This is a genomic window from Alkalibacillus haloalkaliphilus, assembly GCF_007991275.1.
Classification (GTDB): domain Bacteria; phylum Bacillota; class Bacilli; order Bacillales; family Alkalibacillaceae; genus Alkalibacillus; species Alkalibacillus haloalkaliphilus.
This window is the reverse complement of sequence record NZ_BJYA01000001.1, coordinates 411,334-435,963: the sequence shown is the minus strand read 5'-3', so window position 1 is coordinate 435,963 and position 24,630 is coordinate 411,334. Positions and strand designations below refer to the sequence as shown.

Sequence of the window (24,630 nt, the reverse complement as noted above, 5' to 3'; positions counted from 1 at the left end):
TTTTTTCTAGCATATTACATATAACAAAATTCGATTTCATGGTAGAATAATAGATGTTGATAAAATTTTATAGGGCAGGTGACATTATGGGGAAAGTCATTGCCATCGCAAACCAAAAAGGTGGCGTAGGAAAAACAACGACAGCAGTCAATCTGAGCGCTTGTTTAGCTAATTTAAATAATAAAGTATTACTTATTGATATAGATCCTCAAGGAAATGCCACTAGTGGAGTTGGCATAAATAAAGGGGATATGGAAACGTGTATTTATGACATATTAATTGAGGAAGAGGACGCTAAAAATGTATGCGTTCCTTCAAAGGTACCTAATTTAGATGCAATACCGGCAACAATACAGTTAGCAGGGTCAGAAATTGAATTAGTACCAACAATTTCAAGAGAACTTCGTTTAAGAAAAGCTTTAGAAAGCGTTAGATACGATTATGACTATATAATTATCGATTGCCCTCCATCTTTAGGGTTATTAACATTAAACGCTTTAACTGCAGCAGATAGCGTTGTAATCCCGGTACAATGTGAATATTATGCATTGGAAGGTTTAAGCCAATTGTTGAATTCAGTCAGACTAGTCCAACGTCGTTTAAACCAAAGTCTTCAAATCGAAGGTGTATTGCTAACGATGTTTGATGCTAGAACAAATTTAGGGATTCAAGTTATTGAAGAGGTTAAAAAGTATTTTCAAGATAAGGTGTTCAACTCAGTCATCCCAAGAAATGTTCGCTTAGGAGAGGCACCAAGTCATGGAGAGCCTATCATACAGTATGATTCAAAGTCTAAAGGCGCAGAAGTATATAGCGATCTAGCGAAGGAAGTGATGGCGAATGGCCAAAGGGTTGGGTAAAGGTTTAAACACAATCTTTCAAGAAGTGGATTATTATGAGGAATCAGTGCAGGAAGTTGAGCTGAAAGCCTGTCGACCAAATCCATATCAGCCACGTAAAGTATTTGATACTGAAGCAATAGAGGAACTTAAAGATTCAATTGTGGAACACGGTGTATTACAGCCAATCATCGTTCGAAAAGCAATTAAAGGTTACGAAATTGTCGTAGGTGAAAGACGTTTTCGTGCATCTAAAGAAGCTGGCTTCACTACAATTCCAGCTGTTGTAAGGGAATTGTCAGAAGAACAAATGATGGAGCTAGCGTTGTTAGAGAACTTGCAACGTGAGGATTTAAGCCCGATTGAAGAAGCTGAAGCTTATGACAGATTAATTAATGAATTGAAAATTAAACAAGATGAATTAGCTAAGCGTCTAGGTAAAAGTCGTCCACACATAGCAAACATGGTTCGTTTGCTTTCCTTACCAGAAAGAGTTCGCGCTATGGTGAATAGTAAAGAATTATCAATGGGACACGCACGTGCGCTACTCTCAATTAAGGATGAGGATCAACTATATCTAGTCGCAGAAAAGGTTCGTAAAGAAGGTTTAAATGTAAGACAAACCGAAGAGCTTATTACAAATCTTAGCAACAAACCGAAGAAAAAACCGAAAACGAAAAAAGATGTTTTCATAACATCGAAAGAAAATGAGTTACGAGAGAAGTTAGGTACTGGTGTAAGTATTCAACAAGGTAAACAAAAAGGGAAAATCGAAATTGAATATTTTGATCGAGAAGATCTAGACCGAATCATTGAATTACTTATGTATACGAATGAATAAATTGATGTCTATCCTTAATGAGAGGATAGACTTTTTTCATAAATGTTTCACGTGAAACATTTTATGTGTTGGCTATTTCTTAGAAAAGCGTGGTGGTTATAATCGAACTACTAGGTCCGATTGTTAATGGAATAGGAATCCTGATTGGTACATTGTTTGGTCTGTTTTTTAATCGAATTCCAGAGCGGTTTAAAGAAACGGTAATGAGCGGAATAGGGCTAACAGTGATCCTGATTGGACTTTCGATGGGATTTGCATCAGATCGCATAATCGTCATTTTGCTTAGTCTATTAACAGGTGCGGTTATAGGTGAGCTATTTGACCTTGATGAAAAGTTAAACCGTCTTGGCGCATTTATTGAAGTTAAGTTTAAAGGAAAGCGAGAAGAGTCTAATATTGCAGAAGGATTTGTGACAGCTTCTTTAATATTCGTGATTGGAGCAATGGCTGTTGTAGGAGCATTAGACAGTGGTTTAAGAGGAGACCATGAAATATTGTTTACAAAAGCGTTAATCGATGGTTTTGTGGCGCTAGTGTTGACTACCACTTTAGGGATTGGTGTCATATTCTCAGCTATACCAGTTGTCTTGTACCAAGGGAGTATTGCTTTGTTTGCTACTCAAATTGACCGTTTTGTACCAGAGTATTTGTTAGAATTATTTATTGAAGATATGACAGCAACAGGTGGGTTATTAATTGTAGCGATTGGCCTTAACTTGCTAAAGATTACACAGATTAGAGTAGCTAATTTACTTCCTAGTTTAATCACGGTTGGAATTGTATTGTACTTTTATATCCAAGTTGGTAATTGGTTTTAATATAAGATGGGTGCTAAGGCAGGTTAAATAAACCTGCCTTTATTTTTTACTCAACCTTAAATCTAGCAAAGTAAAAGACTGAGCTAACGTTTCAGCCATCTCCATAATGTCATATAACCTTGTGCTTTGAAGGACTGCTAGTTGTAAGAAGCCACCTGTGTTTACAAAGCCTTTAACATTTATGTCACCTATACATGGTAGTTGCTTGTTGAAGGCTGCCCCAGGTTCTAATCCTCCGTCACTGATTTTCATTGTTTTAACTTGATCACTTTTACCTAACGCCGCATCAATCGCAATAATAAAGGGGTTGGCATATTCTGTATTAATGTATTCAATATATGAATCTAAATTTCTTGCATGGACGGGGTCTTTTAAAGTTCCGTAAACGTTCAAGTGATTTATAGGCTTTGAACTTAAAATAGTTCCAGTTAATGGACCAAAGCTATCACCTGTTGAACGATCTGTACCTATGAACAACAAAATAATCTCATGAACTTGTGTCGGTAGCATTTTCTCTAGAGTGTTTGCCATTTTCCAACTTACTAGTTTCTCATTACAATGGAAAGAACTTGTCCGATCCTCAATTAATTTAGACATAGATTAATCTCCTTAAACATACTTTTTAATAGTATATGGATAAGCCTATCTTTTTATACTTCGTACCCATTGGAGGATAAGTAATGATAAGAGGATTTCGTTGGATTGGTTTAATAATTGCTACGATGGTAGGGGCAGGATATGCATCAGGTAGAGAGATTTGGGAGTTCTTTGGTCATGAGAGTAGTCTAGCAATATTGGTCTTTACTATATTATTTATAATTAGTTGTCATGTTGTGTTAACGATTAGTTATGAGTTAAAAACGAAACATTATATGCCGTTATTAAAGTTGTTTTTAGGTGAAAAGGCAGCTAAAATATATGATTGGTGTATTTTATTGTATTTATTTACTACGTTATTTGTTATGATTTCCGGAAGTGGAGCAGCCGTATCAATGTTCAACTTACCTTTTTACGCCGGTGTTTTGTTAATGATTTTAGGGTTGTTAGTCATTATCCCCAGAGGTATGGATGGTATATTATCGATCAATCGAATCTTATTACCTGTAATGATTATCACTTTATTTTCGGTATTATTATTTTTTGTTTATCAAAAGCATGTACCTTTTATTTATCAAATAGGGGAACAGTCTAATTGGGTTGCTTCAATTCCGTTTACATCTTTAAATGTCTTGCCGTTAGTTGCTGTATTAGGCGCTATAGGAAAAGAGATAGAGAGTAAAAAAGAGATTTTCGTAGCGAGTATCGGAAGTGGTTTAATATTAGGTGTTGTTTCATATTTATATAATATTAGTTTAATACACGTTGCCGATCAGTTATATTTTTACGAAATCCCGTTATTTGCGATACTTTATGGATATCCGATCGAGCTATTTTTAATTATGGCCGGTTTATTAATATTTGCTATTTATACGACTGCTCTTACAAGCTTGTTTGGTTTAATTGCAAGAATTGAAGATATGGTTAAGTATAGTAAAGGGAAATTAGGTCTAATCATTATAGGGATTGCATTACCGTTTACTTTTGTTGGATTCTCAACCTTAGTGAGTTATTTATATCCTTTATATGGTGTGATTAATTTATATGTATTAGCAATGATTTTATTATATCCTATAATTAAACGAGCAGAAGCTTTTAAAATTTGATAAACTATATGTACTAACTACATAGAAGTAGGAGGTTTAAAAGTGGAGCAAAACTATGAATTAAATGATTACGTTCAAATGAAGAAAGAACATCCGTGTGGTTCTAATGAGTGGCAAATTATTCGTATGGGTGCTGATATAAGAATCAAATGCCAAGGTTGCCAACATAGTGTTCTAGTTCCGAGGCGAAAGTTTAATAAAAGTGTAAAAAAAGTGATAAAAAATGAAGAAAATTAAAATGTTTCACGTGAAACATATTGTATAGTTTTTAAATAAATAAAATAAGAGAAGATTATTGATAACAAAGGCCTTTTTTGCCTTTGTTTTTTTGATTTTCTTTGAACTTGTTTTTTTCTAATTTAATCACTATAATTGGTATGACTAATCTTGATTTATTATTGGGAACGGAAAATTGAAGGAGTGGAGTGTTACATGTCATTAACAGCAGGTATTGTTGGTTTGCCTAACGTGGGGAAATCGACGTTATTTAATGCAATTACACAAGCAGGGGCGTTATCAGCTAACTACCCTTTCGCAACGATTGACCCGAACGTAGGTATTGTAGAGGTACCTGATCAACGATTGCATAAATTAACAGAGTTAGTAAAACCTCAAAAAACGATTCCGACGTCTTTTGAGTTCACGGATATTGCAGGTATTGTTGAAGGAGCTAGTAAAGGTGAAGGATTAGGTAACCAATTTTTATCACATATTAGACAAGTTGATGCGATCTGTCATGTTGTCCGTTGTTTTTCTGACGATGATATTACACACGTATCGGGCCGTGTAGATCCAATTAGTGATATTGAAACGATTAACTTGGAGCTAATTTTAGCCGACCTAGAGACAGTGATGAAGCGCTATCCAAAAGTTGAAAAGATGGCAAAGCAAAAAGATAAAGATGCAACTTATGAATTTGAAGTGTTAGAAAAGTTGAAAGATGCATTAGAAGCAGAACAACCTGCTCGTTCCTTAGAATTCTCGAAGGAACAAATGAAGTATGTAAAATCACTACATTTATTAACGAGTAAGCCAATCTTATATGTAGCTAATGTAGGTGAAGATGAATTATTAGATGTAGAAAATAATGAAAAAGTACAACAAGTAAAAGAGTTTGCAGCAAACGAAGGAGCAGGCGTTATTGTTGTTTGTGCAAAAGTTGAATCAGAAATTGCTGAGCTTCAAGGTGAGGAGAAGCAGGAATTTCTTGATGAATTGGGCATTGAGGAGTCAGGATTAGATCAGTTAATTAAGGCTTCATATGACATGCTTGGTTTAGCAACATATTTCACAGCGGGTGAAAAAGAAGTGCGTGCCTGGACGTTTAAGAAAGGAATGACTGCACCACAAGCGGCTGGTGTTATTCACTCTGACTTTGAAAGAGGCTTTATTAGAGCAGAGACTGTCTCTTATGATGATTTAGTCAATGCAGGATCAGAATCAGCTGCGAAAGATCAAGGTAAAGTACGCTTAGAAGGTAAAGAATATCTTGTAAAAGACGGCGATGTAATTCACTTTAGGTTTAACGTATAAAAAGGGTCTTAGTTTATTGTTGTAAGTGTTCTATCTTTTTGTTATAATCTTATGATGTGAGTAATTAACATATAAATTACTCCTTGCCCTTTTTAAAAAGGGCCGCTAAGTCCAAGAGGAGGTGAAGACGGATGAATAAATATGAAATCATGTACATCATCCGCCCAGACGTTGAGGAGGAAGCTCGCAAAGAAGTTGTTGAGCGCTTCAACCAGGTTTTAACTGATCATGGTGCGGAGATCGAAAATGTAGATGAAATGGGTATGCGTCGTTTAGCTTATGAAATTAACGACTATCGTGATGGTTATTATGTAGTTGTTAACTTCGATGGCGATTCGAACGCAATCGATGAATTTGACCGCAAAGCGAAGTTTACTGACGATATTATTCGTCATATGGCTATTCGTAACGACCAATAAGGAGTGTTTGATGTGTTAAATCGTGTAGTATTAGTTGGTAGGTTAACGAAAGACCCTGAACTACGTTATACACCCAACGGAGTAGCAGTTGCCAATTTTACAATTGCCGTCAACAGACCTTTTTCTAACCAACAAGGTGAACGAGAAGCAGACTTTATTAATTGTGTGATTTGGAGACGTCCAGCAGAAAACTTAGCCAATTATATGGGCAAAGGTAGTATGATCGGCGTTGACGGTCGCATTCAAACAAGGAACTTCGAAGGTCAAGATGGTAAGCGTGTCTTTATGACAGAAGTGGTTGCTGATAGCGTACAGTTTCTTGAGTCAAAAAACTCCAATCAGGGTGGACAACCAGGCCGCACATCAAACCAATCACAACAAACAAATCAAAATGCAAACCAAAGTGGATTCCAACCACAACAGGATACTAAGCCGAAAAGTGAGAATCCATTCGAAGATAGTGGTGAACCAGTCGACTTATCGGATGATGATTTACCATTTTAAAAGTTTAAAAAGGGAGGTTTTGACCTATGGCACGTCGTGGACGTAAGCGTCGTAAGGTTTGTTATTTCAAAGCAAATAACATTACGCATATCGACTATAAAGACATTGATCTTCTAAAACGTTTCATTTCTGAGCGTGGTAAAATTTTACCTCGTCGTGTAACTGGAACGTCTGCAAAGTATCAACGTAAATTAACAGTTGCAATTAAGCGCGCTAGACAAATGGCTCTATTGCCATATGTGAGCGGCGAATAATATAACAATGGTGTTGTAAATCTGATATTTACAACACCATTTTCTTTATATTTAAGTGTATAATGATACATAAGTTAGTGGTTTAGTAAATTCACATAAACACGATGATTTGGTAATAGTTTATTTTTACATATTACTTATAAAATTGATAAAATAGTAATGAACATGAAGTAGAGGTGCAAGCGATGGAAGACCGAAATATAGTTAAACAAGGTGCAATAGCTGGTGCTGCTTTTATATTACTTATGATAGCAACATTTTTTGTACCGATTATTAGCCTTGTTACAGTCTTTTTATTACCAATTCCACTCATTGTGTTTGGTAGCAGGTTTGGTTTAAAACCTGTAGCAATATTGTTCTTAATCATTAGTTTGATTAGTATTTTAATACTATCAATATATTCGTTACCAATTGTGTTTGTAATGGGCTTAGGTGGCCTTGCAATTGGTGCTGCTATTTATAGTAAAAAAGATGCTTATGAAACATGGGCTCAAGGAACGTTTAGCTTTGCTATAGGAATGGCTGTAGTTTATGCTATCACTCAATTTATGTTTGACGTTAATTGGGTACATGAATTAAATACTCTAATAGAAGAATCTCTTGAGTCAACTGTTGCTTTTGCTGAGCAAGTAGGTACTCCGATTAGTCAAGAAGAGTATGAAGCATTACAGCAAAGCTTAAGTGAGCTGACTTACTTGATACCGACAGGCATGGTATTGATTGGTTTAGCTTTAGCTTTTATTTCACAGTGGTTAAGTTATAAATTTATTAATCGAGCTGATGGTGAACGTTTAAAGTTTCCACCTTTCAAAGACTTTAAATTACCAACATCAATTATATGGATCTTTTTATTAGGGATTATTTTAACTTGGATTTATACAGATCCAGCTGAAACAATGTATTTAGCTGCTGCGAACTTATATGCACTACCTGGGCTATTATTAGTCATACAAGGATTATCTTTTGTGTTTTTCTTTACACATTATAAGAGTTGGTCTAAAGCGATTCCGATCTTTACCGTTATTTTATTTGTGTTATTTCCGTTCCTTCTGATTTATCCATTAAGAATTTTAGGTATAATTGACTTAGGATTCCGATTAAGGGAACGTCTTAACGGAAGTAAATAATCCAAGAGCATGTCTGTTTTTAGGGAGATGACGTTAGAATGAATGATGTTAAAAGCTTGATTGTAAATAAAAATATTTGGTTGCTATATATTTTAGCAGGCATTTTAACGTTAATTGTTATTTATTATCAGTGGATGATTGGTTTGTTTCTTTCCATTGTACTTGGTCTTATCATATTTTTAGGATTGAAAACAGAAGACCGTTTAAGGAAGAAAACAGAACAATATATTTCTACACTATCTTATCGAGTTAAAAAGGTAGGAGAAGAGGCTCTGTTAGAGATGCCTTTTGGTATTATTTTGTTTAATGATGAATACCAAATTGAATGGGCAAACCCGTATATGAATGACTTTCAAGGACAAGATGAAACGTTAATTGGGGAGAATTTAACAACTTTATCAGAAAATATTATCTCTGCAATAAAAGATGACGAGGAAGAGTTTTGGGTTAATATTGACGAGAAAGTTTATCAAGTCGTTGTAAAGCGTGAAGAGAAGTTATTATACTTCTTTGACCGTACAACTTACTCGGATTTAGAAACAAAGTATCATAATGAAGAAACAATTCTTTCTATTATATATTTAGATAACTATGAAGAATTAACACAAGCGATGGATGATACGTCTAAAAGTCATATGAACTCACAAGTAACATCCATTTTAAATAATTGGTCCAGTGATTATGGTTTCTATTTAAAACGTACCTCACAAGAGCGATTTATCGCTGTTATGAACCGTGAAATATTAGAGCAATTGGAAGCGACTAAGTTTGAAATATTAGATGAAGTAAGAGAGTTAATTTCCGATCAAAATGTACCCCTTACATTAAGTATCGGAATTGGACGTGGTGCTGCAAATTTACCGGAATTAGGTGAGATGGCACAGTCTAGTCTTGATTTAGCATTAGGTCGCGGTGGTGACCAAGTAGCAATTAAAAATGAACATGGAAAAGTAAAATTCTTCGGTGGTAAGACGAACCCAATGGAGAAAAGGACGCGTGTTCGTGCTAGGGTAATTTCTCATGCGTTACGAGAGTTAGTTAACGAAAGTGAAAAAGTCATCATTATGGGGCACCAAATGCCTGATATGGATTCTATTGGTTCGTCTGTAGGAATTCTTAAAATGGTTCAACAAAACAATAAAGATGGTTTTATTGTTTTTGACCCAGACGGTGTTAATACAGGTGTTCAAAAGTTAATGGATGAAATTGACGAAGACGAATCACTAGCGGATTGGTTTATTACTCCAGAACAATCGTTAGATATCGTATCGAAGAACACGTTAGTAGTAGTAGTAGATACACACAAACCTTCAATGGTAATGGAAGAAAAATTATTAAGCCGTACAGAGCATGTTGTTGTAATTGACCACCATAGAAGAGCTGAGGAGTTCATTGAAGATCCAACATTAGTCTATATGGAGCCTTATGCTTCATCAACAGCTGAACTTGTTACAGAGCTACTACAGTATCAAGACGGTCGTGTTAAGTTATCAACGCTTGAATCATCGGCCTTATTAGCAGGCATTATTGTCGATACAAAATCCTTTACGTTAAGAACAGGTTCAAGAACGTTTGATGCAGCTTCTTATTTACGTTCTAAAGGTGCTGATACAGTCTTTGTTCAAAAGTTACTAAAAGAAGATTTAGATGTTTATATTAAAAGAAGTGAGTTAATAAAAAACGCAACAGTTTATAAAGAAGGTGTTGCGATTGCTAAAGGAAACTCAGGTGAAAGTTATGGTCCGATTATCATTGCACAAGCCGCTGACACATTGCTAACAATGGATGGTGTTCAAGCTTCATTTGTTATTTCTGAACGTAAAGACGGGCGAGTTGGTGTAAGTTCAAGGTCATTAGGAGACATTAACGTGCAAGTCATTATGGAAAAGATGAATGGCGGTGGCCATTTAACGAATGCTGCTACTCAGCTTGAAGATACGACGATTGAACAAGTAGAAGAGCAGCTACGCGAAATTATTGACGAATATTTACAAGGGGGAGAATCATCATGAAGGTAATTTTTACTAGTGACGTTAAAGGTAAAGGTAAAAAAGGCGAAGTTAAAGATGTAAATGAAGGTTACGCTCGTAACTATCTATTCAAGCACAACTTAGCCGTTGAAGCGAATAAAGGTAATTTAAAGCAATTAGAAGGACAGCAGAAGAAACAACAAGAAAAAGAACAACAAGAGTTAGATGAATCGAAACAGCTTAAAGAAACAATCGAAAGTTTAACAGTAGAACTCACGGCAAAATCAGGTGATTCAGGTCGCTTATTTGGTTCTGTAACGAGTAAGCATATTTCTGACGAGTTAAAGAGTTCACACAACATTAAAATTGATAAAAGAAAAATCGAACTAGATGATCCGATAAGATCTCTAGGTTACACAAATGTGCCAGTTAAGTTACATCCAAAAGTAACAGCTACTGTAAAAGTACACGTGCAAGAAAAATAATGTAAGATGAACTCCGATTTAAGGGAGGAACTATTGTGGCAGAAGATATGACGCATGATCGCACCCCACCGCATAATATAGAAGCAGAACAAGCGGTTTTAGGAGCTATATTTTTAGAACCAGATGCAATTGTTTCAGCAAGTGAAACGTTATCTTCAGAAGATTTTTATCGAATAAGTCATAAAAGAATTTTCGAGATCATGTTAAAGCTGATGGACAAAGGAGAGCCGATTGACTTAGTTACAGTTACGACTGCTCTTACGGATGCAGAGCTATTAAATGATATTGGAGGGGTGTCATACTTAACGGATATCGCACACTCTGTTCCAACTGCAGCAAATATTAGTTATTACGTCAAAATCGTTGAAGAAAAATCAACGTTAAGAAAGATTATTTCAGCGGCAACGGGAATTGTTACTAAAACATTTGAAGAAAATGAAGAAGTAACCGAATTACTAGATTACTCTGAGAAAACGATATTAGATATTTCTCAAGATAAATCATCGGGTAAGTTCCGTAATATTAAAGATGTTTTAATTAATGTTTATGACAATATTGAACAGCTCCATCACCATGATGAAGAAGTCACTGGAACTGCAACAGGATTTAGAGATTTAGATCAGATTACATCAGGCTTCCAAAAGAACGATTTAATTATTATTGCAGCAAGGCCTTCAGTTGGTAAAACAGCATTTGCTTTAAACATTGCACAAAATGTTGCGATTCATTCAGATGAGAATGTCGCTTTATTTAGTTTAGAGATGGGTGCTGAACAATTAGTTAGCCGTATGTTATGTGCTGAAGGTAATATTGATGCACAACGTTTGCGTACTGGTCGATTAGAAGAAGAGGACTGGAGTAAACTGACGATGGCAATGGGTAGTTTATCTAATGCGGGTATTTTCATTGATGATACACCGGGTGTTAAAATTAATGAAATTCGCTCGAAATGTCGTAGGTTAAAACAAGAATCAGGTTTAGGCATGATTATGATTGACTACTTACAGCTCATTCAAGGCTCAGGAAGTAGCGAAAGCCGTCAGCAAGAGGTATCTGAGATCTCAAGGTCACTTAAAGCGTTAGCACGTGAACTTGAAGTACCAGTCATTGCCCTATCACAGTTATCACGTGGTGTTGAACAAAGACAAGATAAGCGTCCAATGATGTCTGACTTACGTGAGTCAGGAAGTATTGAGCAGGACGCAGACATTGTTGGTTTCTTATATCGTGATGACTATTATGAAGAAGATAGTGAAAAAGAAAATATTATTGAAATTTTGATCGCGAAGCAACGTAACGGTCCAGTCGGCACAGTAGAACTAGCCTTTGTTAAGGAATATAATAAATTCGTAGATTTAGACCGGCGTTACGATGAAGCTGACATTCCACCTGCATAAATGAATCGCTAGGGTAATACCTAGCGATTTTTTAATGAAGCTAATACACAAAAACCGTACAATAACTAATTTCTAAATAAATTAATTCGGATTTAAATTGAAAAAACCTATATAAACTGTTAATATTATTTTGTACTTATTGATATTCTGAATTTTTAGGAGGTCCTATTTATGACAACAGCCATCGTAGTCGGTACACAGTGGGGCGATGAAGGTAAAGGTAAAATTACAGATTTTTTAGCACAACAAGCAGATGTCATTGCGCGTTACCAAGGTGGCGACAATGCTGGACATACAATTAAATTTAATGGTGATACATATAAATTACACCTCATTCCATCTGGTGTATTTAACTCTAATAAAACTTGTCTTTTAGGTAATGGAATGGTTATTAACCCACAGTCGCTAATAAAGGAAATGGATTACTTAAAAGGATTTGGGTTAACTTTAGACCATCTAAAAATTAGTAATAGAGCACATGTCATTATGCCTTATCATATTGAATTAGATCGATTACAAGAAGAAAGCAAAGGGAAAGAGAAGCAAATTGGCACGACGAAAAAAGGGATCGGGCCAGCTTATAGTGATAAAGTGAACCGTTCAGGTGTCCGTTTTGCTGATCTAATTGACCCAGATTCATTACATGAACTTGTGCACACACAAGTAGAGCAAACTAATGAAGTGTTAGAAAAGATTTATAATGCATCAAAGCTTAATGCAGAGGAGATCTATGAAACGTATAAACAGTATGGCGAAATGTTAAAGTCATATGTCGTTGATACTTCCGTTTTGTTAGATGAGGCGGTAATAGAAGGGCGTCACATCTTATTTGAAGGAGCACAAGGTGTCATGCTCGATATTGACCATGGTACTTATCCTTACGTGACATCATCAAGCACGTCAGCAGCAGGTGTTGCAACAGGAAGCGGAATTGGTCCGAATAAAGTTGACCGTGTCATTGGTGTATCAAAAGCTTATACAACACGTGTCGGTGATGGTCCATTCCCAACTGAACTTCATGATGACATTGGTGAGCAAATTCGTGAAGTAGGTAGAGAATACGGAACAACTACTGGACGCCCAAGAAGAGTCGGTTGGTTTGATGCAGTTGTTATTAACCATGCGAGAAGAACGAGTGGTATTACAGACATTTCATTAAACTCACTTGATGTACTGACAGGTATTAAAGAATTGAAATTATGTGTTGGTTATGAACGTGACGGCGAACTAATTAAAGGTTATCCAGCTAGTCAGAAAGAACTGACAAAGTGTACGCCAGTTTATGAGACGTTATCAGGTTGGGATGAAGACTTAACGAACGTTAACACATTTGATGAATTACCAAAAGAAGCACAACAATACATTAATCGTATTGAAGCTTTAACAGGTGTCCAAGTAGCTATATTTTCAGTTGGGCCAGATCGTGAACAAACAGTCGTTAGAAATTCAATATATTAATGAAACAAAAAAGCTAGAGCTACTAAATACTGAAGCTCTAGCTTTTACATTATGTAAAAGTTGTAACACAAAACGTAATAAAATTTATAAAATAGCTTGTCAAACGTAAAAATACTGTGGTAATATTAAACTCGTCGCCAATTGGTCCGGTAGTTCAGTTGGTTAGAATGCCTGCCTGTCACGCAGGAGGTCGCGGGTTCGAGTCCCGTCCGGACCGCCATTATTATACATAATTAAAACTAAGTTGGTTATACCAAAGCGTAAACCACAAGGAAAAACATCCGTGTAGCTTTGCGAGCAAGAAGACATCATTGAAACACCCAAGTCTGTGAGCACAGAAGAACAGACACAAGTATGCGTGAACTACTCAATAAACTTAATACTATTATGGCTCGGTAGCTCAGTCGGTAGAGCAACGGACTGAAAATCCGTGTGTCGGCGGTTCGATTCCGTCCCGAGCCACCATTTATTCACACAGTTTAAATACTGTGTATTTTTTTGTTTAAGCTAAATTTCCATAATTAAACATTGTCATATTGTGAAGTCGAAAAAGTGTATAATTACACCTTTAGTTACAATTAGACTATAATATTTTCAAATTTTTACTAACTTCTATACATTTTGATTACAACTTAGTAAAATAGGTTCATTTTTGATATACGGGTATGGTAGATTATTAGTTGTGAGAGAATAGAATAAAAGTAGACTTTCAAATAAATATAAAGAATAAAGATAGAAAAGATAGAGTCGGATTTGGGGGAAAAGAAGTTGTTTGACTTGAAAGAGGTAATAACAGGTAGCGTTAATAAAACTAAAAATATACTCAAAAAATCAATAGCTAAAAAAATTACGATCACTTCAATAGTAGGTGCAACACTAGTATTAGGAACAGCTTATGCTGATTCGGGTGGTGAACACCTTTCAAATGTGTATCACGTATATGTAGATGATGAACTGATTGGAACAGTAGCTGATGAAGAAGATATCCAACAGTATATCAACGAATGGGCTGAGGAAGAGCAGGAAAAAGAAGGTGATGGTGTTACATTAGTTCCATCACAAGAAGTCGAGTTCATTGAAGAATTTGTCTTCTCAGCTAACACAGATCAAGAAGAAGTAGTAGATGCATTAGAAGAGCAATTAACTTTTGATGCAGCTGCCATTGAATTAAGAGCTAATGATGAAATAATTGGTTACGTTAAAAATTTAGATGAAGCAAACCAGGCTGTTAACCAAGTTATTTCTCAGTATTTACCTGATGGTGTTGATGAAGAGATTTCTCTATTAGAAGAAGAACTAGAAGAAATGATCGGCCATTCTGCTGAATTAGTTGATTTGTTACCACAAAATATGTTCCAAACAGGTAATATTAATTCAACATTAGAAGAAGAAGATGGTTTACACTACCAGCAAACAATTGAACTTGATGGCTCTACTGTATTAGACGTTGGGTTCACCGAAAATGTTACATTTTCTGAAGTAGCAGTTGATTCTAGTAAATTATTAAACGTAGATCAGTTAGCTAAAATGATTGAGCGCGGAACAATGACTCAACAAATTCATGAAATACAAGATAATGAAGCTTTAAGTACTGTAGCTAGTGATTATGACCTAAGTGTCGATGAGTTAATCGAGATTAATCCAGATGTTGAAGAAGATAGTGTCATAAGGGTTGGTGACGAGTTAAATGTTACAGGCTTAAGTTCATTAATTGAAGTATCTTATACAGAAACAATTACTGAAGAAGAATCAATAGAATATGAAACAATTACGGAACAAACCGACTCACTTTACGAAGGAGAGTCTGAAGTTGAACAATCTGGTTCAGACGGATTAAAAGAGCTAAAGTATGAAGTGACAATGAATAATGGTGAGGAATTAGAGCGTAATCTGGTTGAAGAAGAAGTGATAGAAGAACCACGTGATGAAATAATAAAAGAGGGCACTAAAGTGATCTCTTCACGAGGCACAGGCGACTTTGCATGGCCTGCTGTTGGTGGTAGTGTGACGAGCACATATGGTCCTAGATGGGGATCTCACCATGATGGAATTGATATTGCAGGAGTTAGTGACCGTTCAATTCTAGCAGCAGACAATGGTGTTGTTGTTGAAGCAGGATATCACTCAGGTGGACATGGTAATCGCGTTATTATTGATCACAATAATGGGTACCGTACTTTATACGCTCACTTATCATCAATTGATGTAAATGTTGGCGAAACGGTTAAACAAGGATCAACAATTGGCCAAATGGGTACAACAGGTAGATCAACAGGAATTCACTTACACTTTGAAGTTGAAAAAAATGGACAAACAGTTGACCCAGGACCATATATTCGGTAAAAGTTAGTTTATAAGGTAAACCTCTAGCGAACTTGCTAGAGGTTTTGTCATATAATCTGTATCTAAGGGGGGATATACTTATATAAGTATAGAATCTTATAATAAAGGTATATATGACTGTTATAATAAGACAATTTAATAAAGTTACGATAAAATATAAGTAAAGACAATTTAAGTAAGGATGGTGTCATTCAATGAAACATACAATTCTTGTCGTTGATGATGAAGAACCAATTGCAGATATACTCAAGTTCAATTTAGAAAAAGAAGGTTATGATGTTGTTTGTGCCTATGACGGTAATGAAGCAGTTGAACTAACGAAACAACATGAGCCTGACTTAATTTTGTTAGATATTATGTTACCTGAAAAAGATGGTATGGAAGTTTGCCGCGAAATTCGCCAGGACTATCAAATACCAATTATTATGTTAACAGCAAAAGATTCCGAAATTGATAAAGTGCTCGGTTTAGAGCTAGGAGCAGATGATTACGTGACAAAACCATTTAGCAATCGTGAGCTAGTTGCTCGCGTTAAAGCGAATTTAAGAAGACGTGGAACAGAAGACCAAGATACAGCGACGTCTATTCCTAACTTAAAAATTGGTGAATTAGAAATTAATAGAGAAAACTATTCAGTAACACGTAGTGGCCAACCAGTTGATTTAACTCATCGTGAATTTGAGTTATTACTTTACTTAGCTAAGCATATTGGACAAGTAATGACGCGTGAACATTTACTAGAAACCGTATGGGGTTATGATTATTACGGAGATGTTCGTACAGTAGATGTAACTGTACGTCGACTTCGTGAAAAGATCGAAGAAAACCCTAGTAACCCGAATTGGATTGTAACGAGAAGAGGGGTCGGTTATTACCTTAGAAACCCAGAGCAGGAGTAGGTTAAATGGGAAAGCTCAAAAGCTTTTTTAAGTCGATACAATTAAAGTTCATCATCATTTATATCCTTCTTTTGTTAATTGCGATACAAGTTATTGGCGCTTATTTTGCTAGGCAATTAGAAACACAATTGCTAGAGAATTTCACCGAATCGGTCAATGAGCGCGTTGAACTATTAAGTTATAACCTTGAACAAGCATTAACAGAAGAAAGAGATGATGATTCACCTTCTATAGAAGCGGATGTAAGGTCGATTATATATGACTTTGACTCTGATGATATTACCGGTATTCAAGTCATTGATAACAACAGTCGTGTATTAGGGACTACGAGTCAATTTGACCGGGAGAATATTGGTAACCGAACAACTGAGTTAAGAATCCAACGTGCTCTATCTGCAGGAAACCGCGAGGAGAATATCGTTTATAACCCTCAAAATGGTCATAGAACTTTAATTATATCTACACCAATTGAAAACGGAGATGAAATTGTAGGCGCCCTTTCATTAGAAGCTTCAATGGAGGGTGTCTACACACAATTAAATGATATTAACCGAATCTTTGCTAACGGTACTGCGCTCGCTATTACAGTATCGGCATTACTCGGTATTTTAGTAGCAAGAACGATTACAAGGCCTATTACTGAAATGCGAGGACAAGCCAAAGTAATGGCGACAGGTGATTATTCTAAGAAAGTAAATGTTTACGGTGAAGATGAGATCGGTCAATTAGCTGTAAGTTTTAATGAATTAAATGACCAGTTACAGTTAGCTCAAGCAACCACAGAAGGTGAGCGTCGTAAGTTAAGTTCAGTACTTTCCAATATGACTGATGGTGTTATTGCGACTGATGAGCATGGTGACATTATCTTAATGAACGAACCAGCTTCCAAACTTATTGGCAAAAACTATATTGAAGTACAAAGTGAACCGCTGTTAGATGTTTTAGGTTTAAATTCGCACGTTAACAACCTAGAGGAAATTAAAGAGATTGGTAGTACTATTATCGATTTTTCAGATGATGACCAAGAGTTGTTGTTAAAAGCGAACTTTTCAGCTATTCAAGATGAAGCCGATGAAATGAATGGTTTCTTAACCGTAATTAGTGACGTAACAGAAGAAGAGCGCGTGGAAAGGGAACGTCGCGAGTTCGTCGCTAACGTTTCACACGAATTACGTACGCCTTTAACGACGATGAGAAGTTATTTAGAAGCATTAACAGATGATTCAACATGGAAAGATGAGACGATTACACCAAAGTTTTTAAATGTCGTTCAAAATGAATCTGAAAGAATGATCAGATTAGTTAACGATTTATTACAGTTATCTAAAATGGATAATAAAGACTATTTATTAGAAAAAGAGCGGGTTGAATATGTTAAGTATATTGATCAAATCGTCGATCGTTTTTCATTTAATATAAAAGATGGCTTGTCACTAACACGTAATTTACCGAAAGATCATTGTTATGTATGGATGGATTCAGATAAGTTAACGCAAGTACTTGATAACATTATTTCGAATGCCATTAAGTATTCACCTGAGGGCGGAGAAATTAATGTTACCGTGAAAAAGGAACGTCACCATATTTTAACTCAAGTTTCTGATGAAGGTGTAGGTATCCCAACAGAAAACTTAGAGAAAGTCTTTGACCGTTTTTATCGCGTTGATAAAGCGAGAACACGTCAATTAGGTGGGACAGGCTTAGGACTTGCAATTGCTAAGGAGCTTATTGAAGCCCATGACGGTAAGATCTGGGCAGATAGCCGTGAAGGAAAAGGAACGACGATTTCGTTTAGCTTACCGTTGATGAGAAAGAAACGGGGGCGTAGTTCATGAACAAAGAACAGTTTAAAACAGCTTTATTAGTATTACTAGTCATATCAAGCTTGTTACTCACGTTAGCTTTATGGACATATCAGCCAGAGTATGAAGAATTAGACCAGGCTACTTACTTAGAAGAAACGGAATTAGATGGTGAGCCTAAGCATCTCAGCCAAGTTCTACAACCTGACCTAATCGTTTTCAATGAAACACAACAGTCAACAACAGAGTCAGCCATCATTCCAGACAAACAAGAAGAAGTGGAACTATTTGAAGAAATTGCCGATTGGTCTTTCTCGCAAATAGATTCACATATTTCAAGTGGTAGTTGGGGATTGTGGTCTCCTAACATGGAACTCGTATTCCCAGTAGATGTACCAATCAGTTTAATTGACCAACTATTTAATGTGGAACAGTTTGAATTTCAGCATGATCATACATTTAACCGAGTTTACTTCCAATTAATACAAAGCTCAGAGGAAAGAATAGAAGTAACCTTCATGTCTGACAACGAAGAGGAAGTCCTAAATGGTGAAATTGAATCAGTTAGTGCTTATGAAACGATTCAAAACTTTTTCTACCGTGCAGATATGGCTTCAGTTGAGAAAGTTGATATCGGTTCTGATGAGGAACGTAAAATTTACTTAACGACTGATGAGATGGAGGTTCCACAACAGACAGTTTTTACAGAAGACTTAAATGAACAACCGTTAGTTAATGTCTTGTTTAGCAATCCATCGTTAGTCCGTCAACAAAACGTAGAGAATGAAAATGAAGTTAACTATACGGATGGTACGAGACTTCTAACGTTAATAGATGCATTCAACTCGAGCCAATATTTGAGCTACTATAAGCCTCCAGTATCAGGTGAAGATCATTCAGGAAGGCAAGATATTTTATTAAGAAGCCTAGATTTTACAAATGATCATTACGGTTGGACTGATGATTTCCGTTTAGAAGATGTTAATTATATGAATCAAGTGGTAGACTATCGAATTCATCAGAATGGTATTCCAGTCTTTGATGACAATGGATACATGGTGATGGAACAAGCTTGGGGACCTCAAGAGCTTCAATCGTTAAGTAGACCATTATTTAGAGTGACTAACCGCTTTGACCTTGGTGAAGGGGATCAAGTAACGTTACAGTCAGGTAAGTCGGTCTATAGCTTTTTAGAAAATGCTTCTGATGAATTTTACTTACCAGCAATTGAGGATATTAAAATTGGTTATGAAGTCGTTCGAGACACCGATTCGGCGAACAATTTAATCTTTTTGGAACCAACATGGTTTATCGAGTATGCAAACGGTGTGTGGCGTCCATTGAGCTATTTTGAAGATCGAGCCAGCTTGCAGGAGGATGGATAAGTATGCAGTGGGGACAAATTAAAACACTGTTTATTATTAGTTTCTTAATCTTAAACTTGTTTCTAGCTCAACAATTTCTAGAGAAAATTGGTGATACTAACCTTGAAATGTTAGCTCAAACGAGTTTTGAAGATCAATTGGTCGCTGATGAAATTGAGGTCGGTGATTTGCCTGAAAGAGGCGAGCGTGAAGTATATATATCAGCTGAGCGTTATGAGTTTGAAGAAGAAGAATTTGAAGATATAGCTGACTCTGTTAATAATCAAACAATGATTCTCGTCAATGAAGATACGATTTTAAGTGAATTTGATGAGCCCTTTGAGTTTAATGGCAACCACGAGGAGTTACTAGAACAAATTCATCGTGGTAGTGAGTATGAATTTTGGGGCGAGTATGATGAACACGTGATTTTGTTCTTTCAAGAGCAAAACGACCGTACAGTATTTTTCAATACTTCAGGATTAATCGCGGTAACTCTCAATGAAGATGGTGAGGCGGTTAACTATGCTCAGCGTATTTTAGGTGACACAGCTGTTCAAAGTGAAGAACAAACAGTATTAGACCCAATCAATGCAATTGAAGTATTGTATTCATCCGTTTTACAAAGACAAGATGAAGTGACAGATATGAGTTTAGGTTACCATACGTTAATTGAAGAAGGGCCACAAATCTTTACACCAACGTGGAAAATAACAATTAATGATGAAAGTGATTATTTCGTCAACGCAATTGAAGGACAGTTAATTCCTAATAATGAAGAAAACTTTGTCCAAGCAATTTCCTATTTTATAGACTATCAAGTGCAAGAATTTATGCGGAGTGAAAGTGAATGAGTTTACATTTTAGTGTACTAGCATCAGGAAGTTCGGGTAATGCTTTCTATATAGGGACTAATAATACGAAATTGTTAGTGGACGCTGGCTTAAGCGGTAAGAAAATTGAAAGCCTTTTAAATGAGGTAAACGTTGATCCACATGACCTTGATGGTATTTTAGTAACACATGAGCATAGTGATCATATTAAAGGTTTAGGCATTATGGCTAGACGGTATAACTTACCGATTTACGCTAATGCTAAAACATGGCAAGCAATGGAACATTCTATTGGCAAAGTGACGACTGATCAAAAGTTTGAGTTTGGAATGGAAACAGTTCAAAGCTTTTATGGTTTAGATATTGAAAGCTTTGGTGTTTCACATGATGCAGCAGAACCAATGTTTTACGCGTTTCACTATGAAGGGAAGAAAGTGGCCGTGTTAACCGATACGGGATATGTATCTGAACGGATGAAAAAAACAATCGAGAATGCGGATGCTTTGCTGTTTGAAACTAATCATGATGTGGGTATGTTACAAATGGGGAAATACCCATGGAATGTTAAGCGTAGAATATTAAGTGATTTAGGTCACGTATCTAATGATGATGCAGCCCATGCCATGATGGATGTCATTGGAGATCAAACAAAGAAAATATATTTAGGCCATTTAAGCCAAGATAACAATATGGTTGATTTAGCTCGAATGAGTGTAGAGCAGAGACTGAAGGAGAATGGATTTCCTGTAGGAGAGGCTTTACAGCTAGAGAACACAAGTCCTGTGAAGCCGACACCTATTTTACATCTTTAAAGTTAATAGAATGAGTGAGGTGTTTTAAATGGGTTACTATGATGATCATATTAAATCATCAAAGCAAAAACAGGGCCGCCCATGGTTCGCAGCAATCGTCGGCGCCATTATAGGTTCAGCAATCATGTTTTTTGCATTATCTGCAATAACAGGTACTGATGTGTTATCAAATAACACAAATGAACAAGCTGGAACATCTAATCAAGACCAAGAGTTAAACGAAGAAGGCGTTGCTGAACAAAGGAATGTCGAGGTAAACATCCAGTCACAAATAACTGACATAGTAGATGAAGTTTCGGATGCTGTTGTAGGAGTCGTTAATATTCAAAATCAAAATATTTTCGGTCAACAAATGGAACAAGACCCAGATGACGCCCCTACAGGCTCAGGCGTTGTTTATAAACAAACAGACGGCGAAGCTTACGTTGTGACTAATTATCACGTTATTGAAGGTGCAGATTCAGTAGAAGTCGTTTTTTCTGAAGAAGAGCAAGTAGAAGCAGAAGTCATTGGTGGCGATATGTATTCTGACTTAGCCGTGTTACGAGTTGAAGATACATTCGTCGACCAAGTGATTGAGTTAGGACAATCTGAAACAATCAATGTAGGGGAACCAGTTTTAGCCATTGGTAACCCATTAGGTCTTCAGTTTGCAGGGTCAGTCACACAAGGAATCATTAGCGGTAAAGACCGCTTAATTCCAATCGACTACACGCAAAATGGGGTTATCGATTGGCAGATGGAAGTTATTCAAACTGATGCAGCGATTAACCCAGGTAACTCAGGTGGCGCCCTTGTGAATTTAGAAGGCGAGTTAATCGGTATTAACTCAATGAAGATCGCATCACCACAGTTAGAAGGTTTAGGCTTTGCCATCCCAATTGATATGGCCCGTCCAATTATGGAAGAGTTAGAGCAACAAGGTGCGGTGACCCGTTCATACTTAGGTATTTCACCATATTCATTACAAGATGTTGCTCAACACCATTTACGCAACACGCTTAATTTACCTGAAGATGTTGATCGAGGTGTATTAGTCGCATCAGTTGAGACGATATCACCAGCAGATCAAGCAGGTTTCGAACAGTACGATGTAATTATCGATATGAATGGTGAAGAAATCGGTAATGTTTATGAGTTAAGACAATATTTATATAATGAAACAAACCCTGGTGATGAAATTGATATAACGTTCTATAGAAATGGAGAACTTTATGAAACAAGTCTGACATTAACATCACAGGAGTTTTAATTAAAGAAGACTTACTCACATTGTGGGTAAGTCTTTTTATATTGTTCGGAATTGAGTAGTTATCCACATTATTAAGAGGTTTATACACAAAATGTGGGTAAAATAAATTGACTAGACCATATATTGTGTTAAGTGAATCATTTAAGACTAAATATAGCACGAACATATGTTGATATGTTAGTAAGTCTGTGGATAACGTATGTTTTTCCCCAGAAAAAGTCTTTAATAGTTGTTTATAAACAAGTTACACACATAGAATGTGTATAACTTAGGGATAATTAAAGACTTGTTAAACCAGGCGTTATAGAAGTTACATAAATATTATTTCAATACTCACTTGTAAAAAGACGAACATTTGATAGAATGTTAAACAATATTAAATTTTAAAAAAACGAATGAGGTGTTAATTATCTGTGGAATATTTGCGACAACAGGAATGTTAAACAAAACAGAAATGGATCAAGTGCTTGAAAGCATGGTGCACAGAGGTCCAGATGAAGGAAAAGACGTACGTTTAAATCATTTTCACTTAGGTCATCAACGTTTATCCATTATCGGTTTAGATGATGGAATTCAACCTATTACTAATAAAGAAGAAACGAAATGGGTAGTCGTTAACGGCGAGATTTATAATTATCCACAATTAAAACAAAAGTATGAGGATAAGCTATTAACGCAATCGGATAGCGAAATCGTCTTAAAGCTGTATGAAGATGAAGGTGTGGATAGCATTAAGAAGTTAGAAGGTATGTTTGCCTTCTTCTTAGCAGATGATGAGAACAATACTTTTGTAGCTGGAAGAGATACATTAGGCATCAAACCGTTGTATTATGCTAAAGATGAAAATGGTGAGTATGTATTTGCTTCAGAGTTAAAGACGTTATACTTAATGACTGATGACGTTTACGAATTTCCAGCTGGTCATTATTATACGCCTGAGACGGGTTTTGTTTGTTATCGCGAAATTCAGCAACCAGAAGATATGCGCGAGCCTAACCAGGAGGCTATATGCGAAACGATTAATGATACATTAACGCACGCTGTTAAAAAACGATTATTATCTGACGTTGAAGTAGGTGTTTTACTTAGTGGTGGTTTAGACAGTAGCTTAATTGCTGCGATTGCTAAAGAGCACTATAGAGGTAAGACGCCATTAAAATCATTTTGTGTTGGCTCTGAAGGAAGCGAAGACGTCTTACGCGCTCGTGAAGTAGCCGAAGCGATTGGAACCGACCATTATGAATATATATATACGAAAGAAGAATTAGTCGAAGTGATCCGTACAGTGATCTACCATTTAGAATCGTACGAACCGTCACTCGTTAGAAGTGCCTTGCCAAACTATTTCGTCTCTAAATTAGCATCACAGCACGTTAAAGTGATTTTATCAGGTGAAGGAGCAGACGAGCTTTTCGCTGGTTATGATTACTTAAAAGACTACAACAAAACAGAAGTATTGAATGATGAGATCATTCGAATCATTAATTCACTGCACAACATTAATTTACAACGTGCTGACCGAATGAGCATGGCGCATTCATTAGAGCTAAGAGTACCCTTCTTAGACTTAAAGCTTATAGATGAGGCATTGAAAATCCCAGCTGAATTGAAGCTGCATAAAGAAGGTCAAATGGAGAAGACGATTTTAAGAAAAGCCTTTGATGGAGTGTTGCCAGAAAATGTTCTATGGCGTAAAAAGGAAGAATTCTCAGAGGGAAGCGGCGCATTAGACATTTTAGAACAGCATGCGAATGAGACAATTTCTGATGAAGAATTGAAAACATATCAACAAGAAGCAGCAGTTGAATTAAGAAGTAAACAAGAAGCATTATATTATAAAATCTTTAAAGAATTGTTCCCAAGCCGTTCAGCGGTTGAAACGGTCGGTAAATGGGCAACAGCATAAGAGTATGAACCCTGGCTATGCATAGTCAGGGTTTTATTGTTTTATAAGCTTAAGATATACTAAGAGTAGAT

General features: G+C 36.2%; 23 protein-coding genes and 2 tRNA genes. 24 read left to right on the top strand and 1 reads right to left on the bottom strand.

Translation table 11 applies throughout. The features are described 5' to 3' along the window. Nucleotides 1-86: 86 nt before the first annotated feature. The 3 genes from AHA02nite_RS02160 (at nucleotide 87) to AHA02nite_RS02150 (ending at nucleotide 2,498) form a co-directional block, all read left to right on the top strand. Nucleotides 87-860 (top strand): ParA family protein, encoded by a 774-nt coding sequence (locus tag AHA02nite_RS02160; protein WP_146813913.1) that lies wholly within the window; start codon nucleotides 87-89, stop codon nucleotides 858-860. Then, nucleotides 841-1,680, top strand: coding sequence for a ParB/RepB/Spo0J family partition protein (locus AHA02nite_RS02155; RefSeq protein ID WP_146813911.1), 840 nt, complete (start codon nucleotides 841-843; stop codon nucleotides 1,678-1,680). Before AHA02nite_RS02160 ends, AHA02nite_RS02155 begins: the two co-directional genes overlap by 20 nt. 101 nt (nucleotides 1,681-1,781) lie before the next feature. Continuing rightward, on the top strand, nucleotides 1,782-2,498 hold the full coding sequence (locus tag AHA02nite_RS02150) for a DUF554 domain-containing protein (RefSeq protein ID WP_146814118.1): 717 nt from the start codon (nucleotides 1,782-1,784) through the stop codon (nucleotides 2,496-2,498). A 39-nt stretch (nucleotides 2,499-2,537) separates the two neighbouring features. Here AHA02nite_RS02150 and yyaC read toward each other — a convergent pair whose 3' ends face one another. Continuing rightward, entirely contained in the window at nucleotides 2,538-3,095 is a 558-nt protein-coding gene (gene yyaC / locus AHA02nite_RS02145) for a spore protease YyaC (RefSeq protein WP_146813909.1), read from the bottom strand. 83 nt (nucleotides 3,096-3,178) lie between these two features. Here yyaC and AHA02nite_RS02140 point away from each other — a divergent pair, with 83 nt between their 5' ends. From AHA02nite_RS02140 to asnB, 21 genes are all read left to right on the top strand, one after another. After that, nucleotides 3,179-4,201, top strand: a complete 1,023-nt coding sequence (locus AHA02nite_RS02140) for a YkvI family membrane protein (RefSeq protein WP_146813907.1) — start codon at nucleotides 3,179-3,181, stop codon at nucleotides 4,199-4,201. Between the two features lie 42 nt (nucleotides 4,202-4,243). Continuing rightward, nucleotides 4,244-4,438, top strand: a complete 195-nt coding sequence (locus AHA02nite_RS02135) for a DUF951 domain-containing protein (RefSeq protein WP_146813905.1) — start codon at nucleotides 4,244-4,246, stop codon at nucleotides 4,436-4,438. A gap of 195 nt (nucleotides 4,439-4,633) precedes the next feature. Then, nucleotides 4,634-5,734 carry a redox-regulated ATPase YchF gene (gene ychF / locus AHA02nite_RS02130; protein WP_146813903.1) on the top strand — a complete coding sequence of 367 codons (1,101 nt, stop codon included), beginning with the start codon at nucleotides 4,634-4,636 and terminating at the stop codon, nucleotides 5,732-5,734. A 131-nt stretch (nucleotides 5,735-5,865) separates the two neighbouring features. Next, nucleotides 5,866-6,153: a 30S ribosomal protein S6 gene (gene rpsF, locus AHA02nite_RS02125; RefSeq protein WP_146813901.1), complete on the top strand. Its 288-nt coding sequence runs from the start codon at nucleotides 5,866-5,868 to the stop codon at nucleotides 6,151-6,153. A gap of 12 nt (nucleotides 6,154-6,165) precedes the next feature. Next, nucleotides 6,166-6,657, top strand: coding sequence for a single-stranded DNA-binding protein (gene ssb / locus AHA02nite_RS02120; RefSeq protein WP_146813899.1), 492 nt, complete (start codon nucleotides 6,166-6,168; stop codon nucleotides 6,655-6,657). 26 nt (nucleotides 6,658-6,683) lie between these two features. Further along, nucleotides 6,684-6,911, top strand: coding sequence for a 30S ribosomal protein S18 (rpsR, locus tag AHA02nite_RS02115; RefSeq protein WP_017185420.1), 228 nt, complete (start codon nucleotides 6,684-6,686; stop codon nucleotides 6,909-6,911). Between the two features lie 185 nt (nucleotides 6,912-7,096). After that, entirely contained in the window at nucleotides 7,097-8,038 is a 942-nt protein-coding gene (locus tag AHA02nite_RS02110; RefSeq protein WP_146813897.1) for a YybS family protein, read from the top strand. Nucleotides 8,039-8,076: 38 nt separating this feature from the next. Then, on the top strand, nucleotides 8,077-10,050 hold the full coding sequence (locus AHA02nite_RS02105) for a DHH family phosphoesterase (RefSeq protein WP_146813895.1): 1,974 nt from the start codon (nucleotides 8,077-8,079) through the stop codon (nucleotides 10,048-10,050). After that, nucleotides 10,047-10,493 (top strand): 50S ribosomal protein L9, encoded by a 447-nt coding sequence (gene rplI / locus AHA02nite_RS02100; RefSeq protein WP_146813893.1) that lies wholly within the window; start codon nucleotides 10,047-10,049, stop codon nucleotides 10,491-10,493. The genes AHA02nite_RS02105 and rplI overlap by 4 nt, the downstream gene beginning before the upstream one ends. A gap of 47 nt (nucleotides 10,494-10,540) precedes the next feature. Continuing rightward, the gene (gene dnaB, locus AHA02nite_RS02095) at nucleotides 10,541-11,890 is read left to right on the top strand and encodes a replicative DNA helicase (RefSeq protein ID WP_146814116.1); all 1,350 of its coding nucleotides are present in this window, start codon (nucleotides 10,541-10,543) and stop codon (nucleotides 11,888-11,890) included. Nucleotides 11,891-12,061: 171 nt separating this feature from the next. Beyond that, complete coding sequence (locus AHA02nite_RS02090; protein WP_146813891.1) at nucleotides 12,062-13,348, top strand: adenylosuccinate synthase; 1,287 nt, start codon at nucleotides 12,062-12,064, stop codon at nucleotides 13,346-13,348. Between the two features lie 143 nt (nucleotides 13,349-13,491). Continuing rightward, a tRNA-Asp gene (locus AHA02nite_RS02085) sits at nucleotides 13,492-13,568 on the top strand. A gap of 169 nt (nucleotides 13,569-13,737) precedes the next feature. Further along, nucleotides 13,738-13,813 (top strand) — tRNA-Phe (locus AHA02nite_RS02080). A gap of 303 nt (nucleotides 13,814-14,116) precedes the next feature. After that, complete coding sequence (locus AHA02nite_RS02075; protein WP_146813889.1) at nucleotides 14,117-15,691, top strand: M23 family metallopeptidase; 1,575 nt, start codon at nucleotides 14,117-14,119, stop codon at nucleotides 15,689-15,691. 194 nt (nucleotides 15,692-15,885) lie between these two features. Then, the gene (gene yycF, locus AHA02nite_RS02070; RefSeq protein ID WP_146813887.1) at nucleotides 15,886-16,590 is read left to right on the top strand and encodes a response regulator YycF; all 705 of its coding nucleotides are present in this window, start codon (nucleotides 15,886-15,888) and stop codon (nucleotides 16,588-16,590) included. Nucleotides 16,591-16,595: 5 nt separating this feature from the next. Then, the gene (gene walK / locus AHA02nite_RS02065; protein WP_146813885.1) at nucleotides 16,596-18,425 is read left to right on the top strand and encodes a cell wall metabolism sensor histidine kinase WalK; all 1,830 of its coding nucleotides are present in this window, start codon (nucleotides 16,596-16,598) and stop codon (nucleotides 18,423-18,425) included. After that, nucleotides 18,422-19,777 (top strand): YycH family regulatory protein, encoded by a 1,356-nt coding sequence (locus AHA02nite_RS02060; protein WP_146813883.1) that lies wholly within the window; start codon nucleotides 18,422-18,424, stop codon nucleotides 19,775-19,777. The genes walK and AHA02nite_RS02060 overlap by 4 nt, the downstream gene beginning before the upstream one ends. 2 nt (nucleotides 19,778-19,779) lie before the next feature. Next, a complete protein-coding gene (locus tag AHA02nite_RS02055; RefSeq protein WP_146813881.1) occupies nucleotides 19,780-20,610 on the top strand; it encodes a two-component system regulatory protein YycI in 831 nt (276 codons plus the stop codon). Further along, a complete protein-coding gene (locus tag AHA02nite_RS02050; protein ID WP_146813879.1) occupies nucleotides 20,607-21,401 on the top strand; it encodes an MBL fold metallo-hydrolase in 795 nt (264 codons plus the stop codon). The genes AHA02nite_RS02055 and AHA02nite_RS02050 overlap by 4 nt, the downstream gene beginning before the upstream one ends. 28 nt (nucleotides 21,402-21,429) lie before the next feature. Then, on the top strand, nucleotides 21,430-22,653 hold the full coding sequence (locus AHA02nite_RS02045; protein ID WP_146813877.1) for a S1C family serine protease: 1,224 nt from the start codon (nucleotides 21,430-21,432) through the stop codon (nucleotides 22,651-22,653). A gap of 400 nt (nucleotides 22,654-23,053) precedes the next feature. Beyond that, nucleotides 23,054-24,559, top strand: coding sequence for an asparagine synthase B (gene asnB, locus AHA02nite_RS02040; RefSeq protein WP_281284087.1), 1,506 nt, complete (start codon nucleotides 23,054-23,056; stop codon nucleotides 24,557-24,559). The last annotated feature ends 71 nt before the right edge of the window (nucleotides 24,560-24,630 follow it).

Coding starts and splice junctions, on each gene's coding strand:
- AHA02nite_RS02160 (WP_146813913.1), top strand. CDS start 87: ATGGGGAAAGTCATTGCCATCGCAAACCAAAAAGGTGGCGTAGGAAAA.
- AHA02nite_RS02155 (WP_146813911.1), top strand. CDS start 841: ATGGCCAAAGGGTTGGGTAAAGGTTTAAACACAATCTTTCAAGAAGTG.
- yyaC (WP_146813909.1), bottom strand. CDS start 3,095: ATGTCTAAATTAATTGAGGATCGGACAAGTTCTTTCCATTGTAATGAG.
- AHA02nite_RS02140 (WP_146813907.1), top strand. CDS start 3,179: ATGATAAGAGGATTTCGTTGGATTGGTTTAATAATTGCTACGATGGTA.
- ychF (WP_146813903.1), top strand. CDS start 4,634: ATGTCATTAACAGCAGGTATTGTTGGTTTGCCTAACGTGGGGAAATCG.
- rpsF (WP_146813901.1), top strand. CDS start 5,866: ATGAATAAATATGAAATCATGTACATCATCCGCCCAGACGTTGAGGAG.
- rpsR (WP_017185420.1), top strand. CDS start 6,684: ATGGCACGTCGTGGACGTAAGCGTCGTAAGGTTTGTTATTTCAAAGCA.
- AHA02nite_RS02110 (WP_146813897.1), top strand. CDS start 7,097: ATGGAAGACCGAAATATAGTTAAACAAGGTGCAATAGCTGGTGCTGCT.
- AHA02nite_RS02105 (WP_146813895.1), top strand. CDS start 8,077: ATGAATGATGTTAAAAGCTTGATTGTAAATAAAAATATTTGGTTGCTA.
- rplI (WP_146813893.1), top strand. CDS start 10,047: ATGAAGGTAATTTTTACTAGTGACGTTAAAGGTAAAGGTAAAAAAGGC.
- dnaB (WP_146814116.1), top strand. CDS start 10,541: ATGACGCATGATCGCACCCCACCGCATAATATAGAAGCAGAACAAGCG.
- AHA02nite_RS02090 (WP_146813891.1), top strand. CDS start 12,062: ATGACAACAGCCATCGTAGTCGGTACACAGTGGGGCGATGAAGGTAAA.
- yycF (WP_146813887.1), top strand. CDS start 15,886: ATGAAACATACAATTCTTGTCGTTGATGATGAAGAACCAATTGCAGAT.
- walK (WP_146813885.1), top strand. CDS start 16,596: ATGGGAAAGCTCAAAAGCTTTTTTAAGTCGATACAATTAAAGTTCATC.
- AHA02nite_RS02060 (WP_146813883.1), top strand. CDS start 18,422: ATGAACAAAGAACAGTTTAAAACAGCTTTATTAGTATTACTAGTCATA.
- AHA02nite_RS02055 (WP_146813881.1), top strand. CDS start 19,780: ATGCAGTGGGGACAAATTAAAACACTGTTTATTATTAGTTTCTTAATC.
- AHA02nite_RS02050 (WP_146813879.1), top strand. CDS start 20,607: ATGAGTTTACATTTTAGTGTACTAGCATCAGGAAGTTCGGGTAATGCT.
- AHA02nite_RS02045 (WP_146813877.1), top strand. CDS start 21,430: ATGGGTTACTATGATGATCATATTAAATCATCAAAGCAAAAACAGGGC.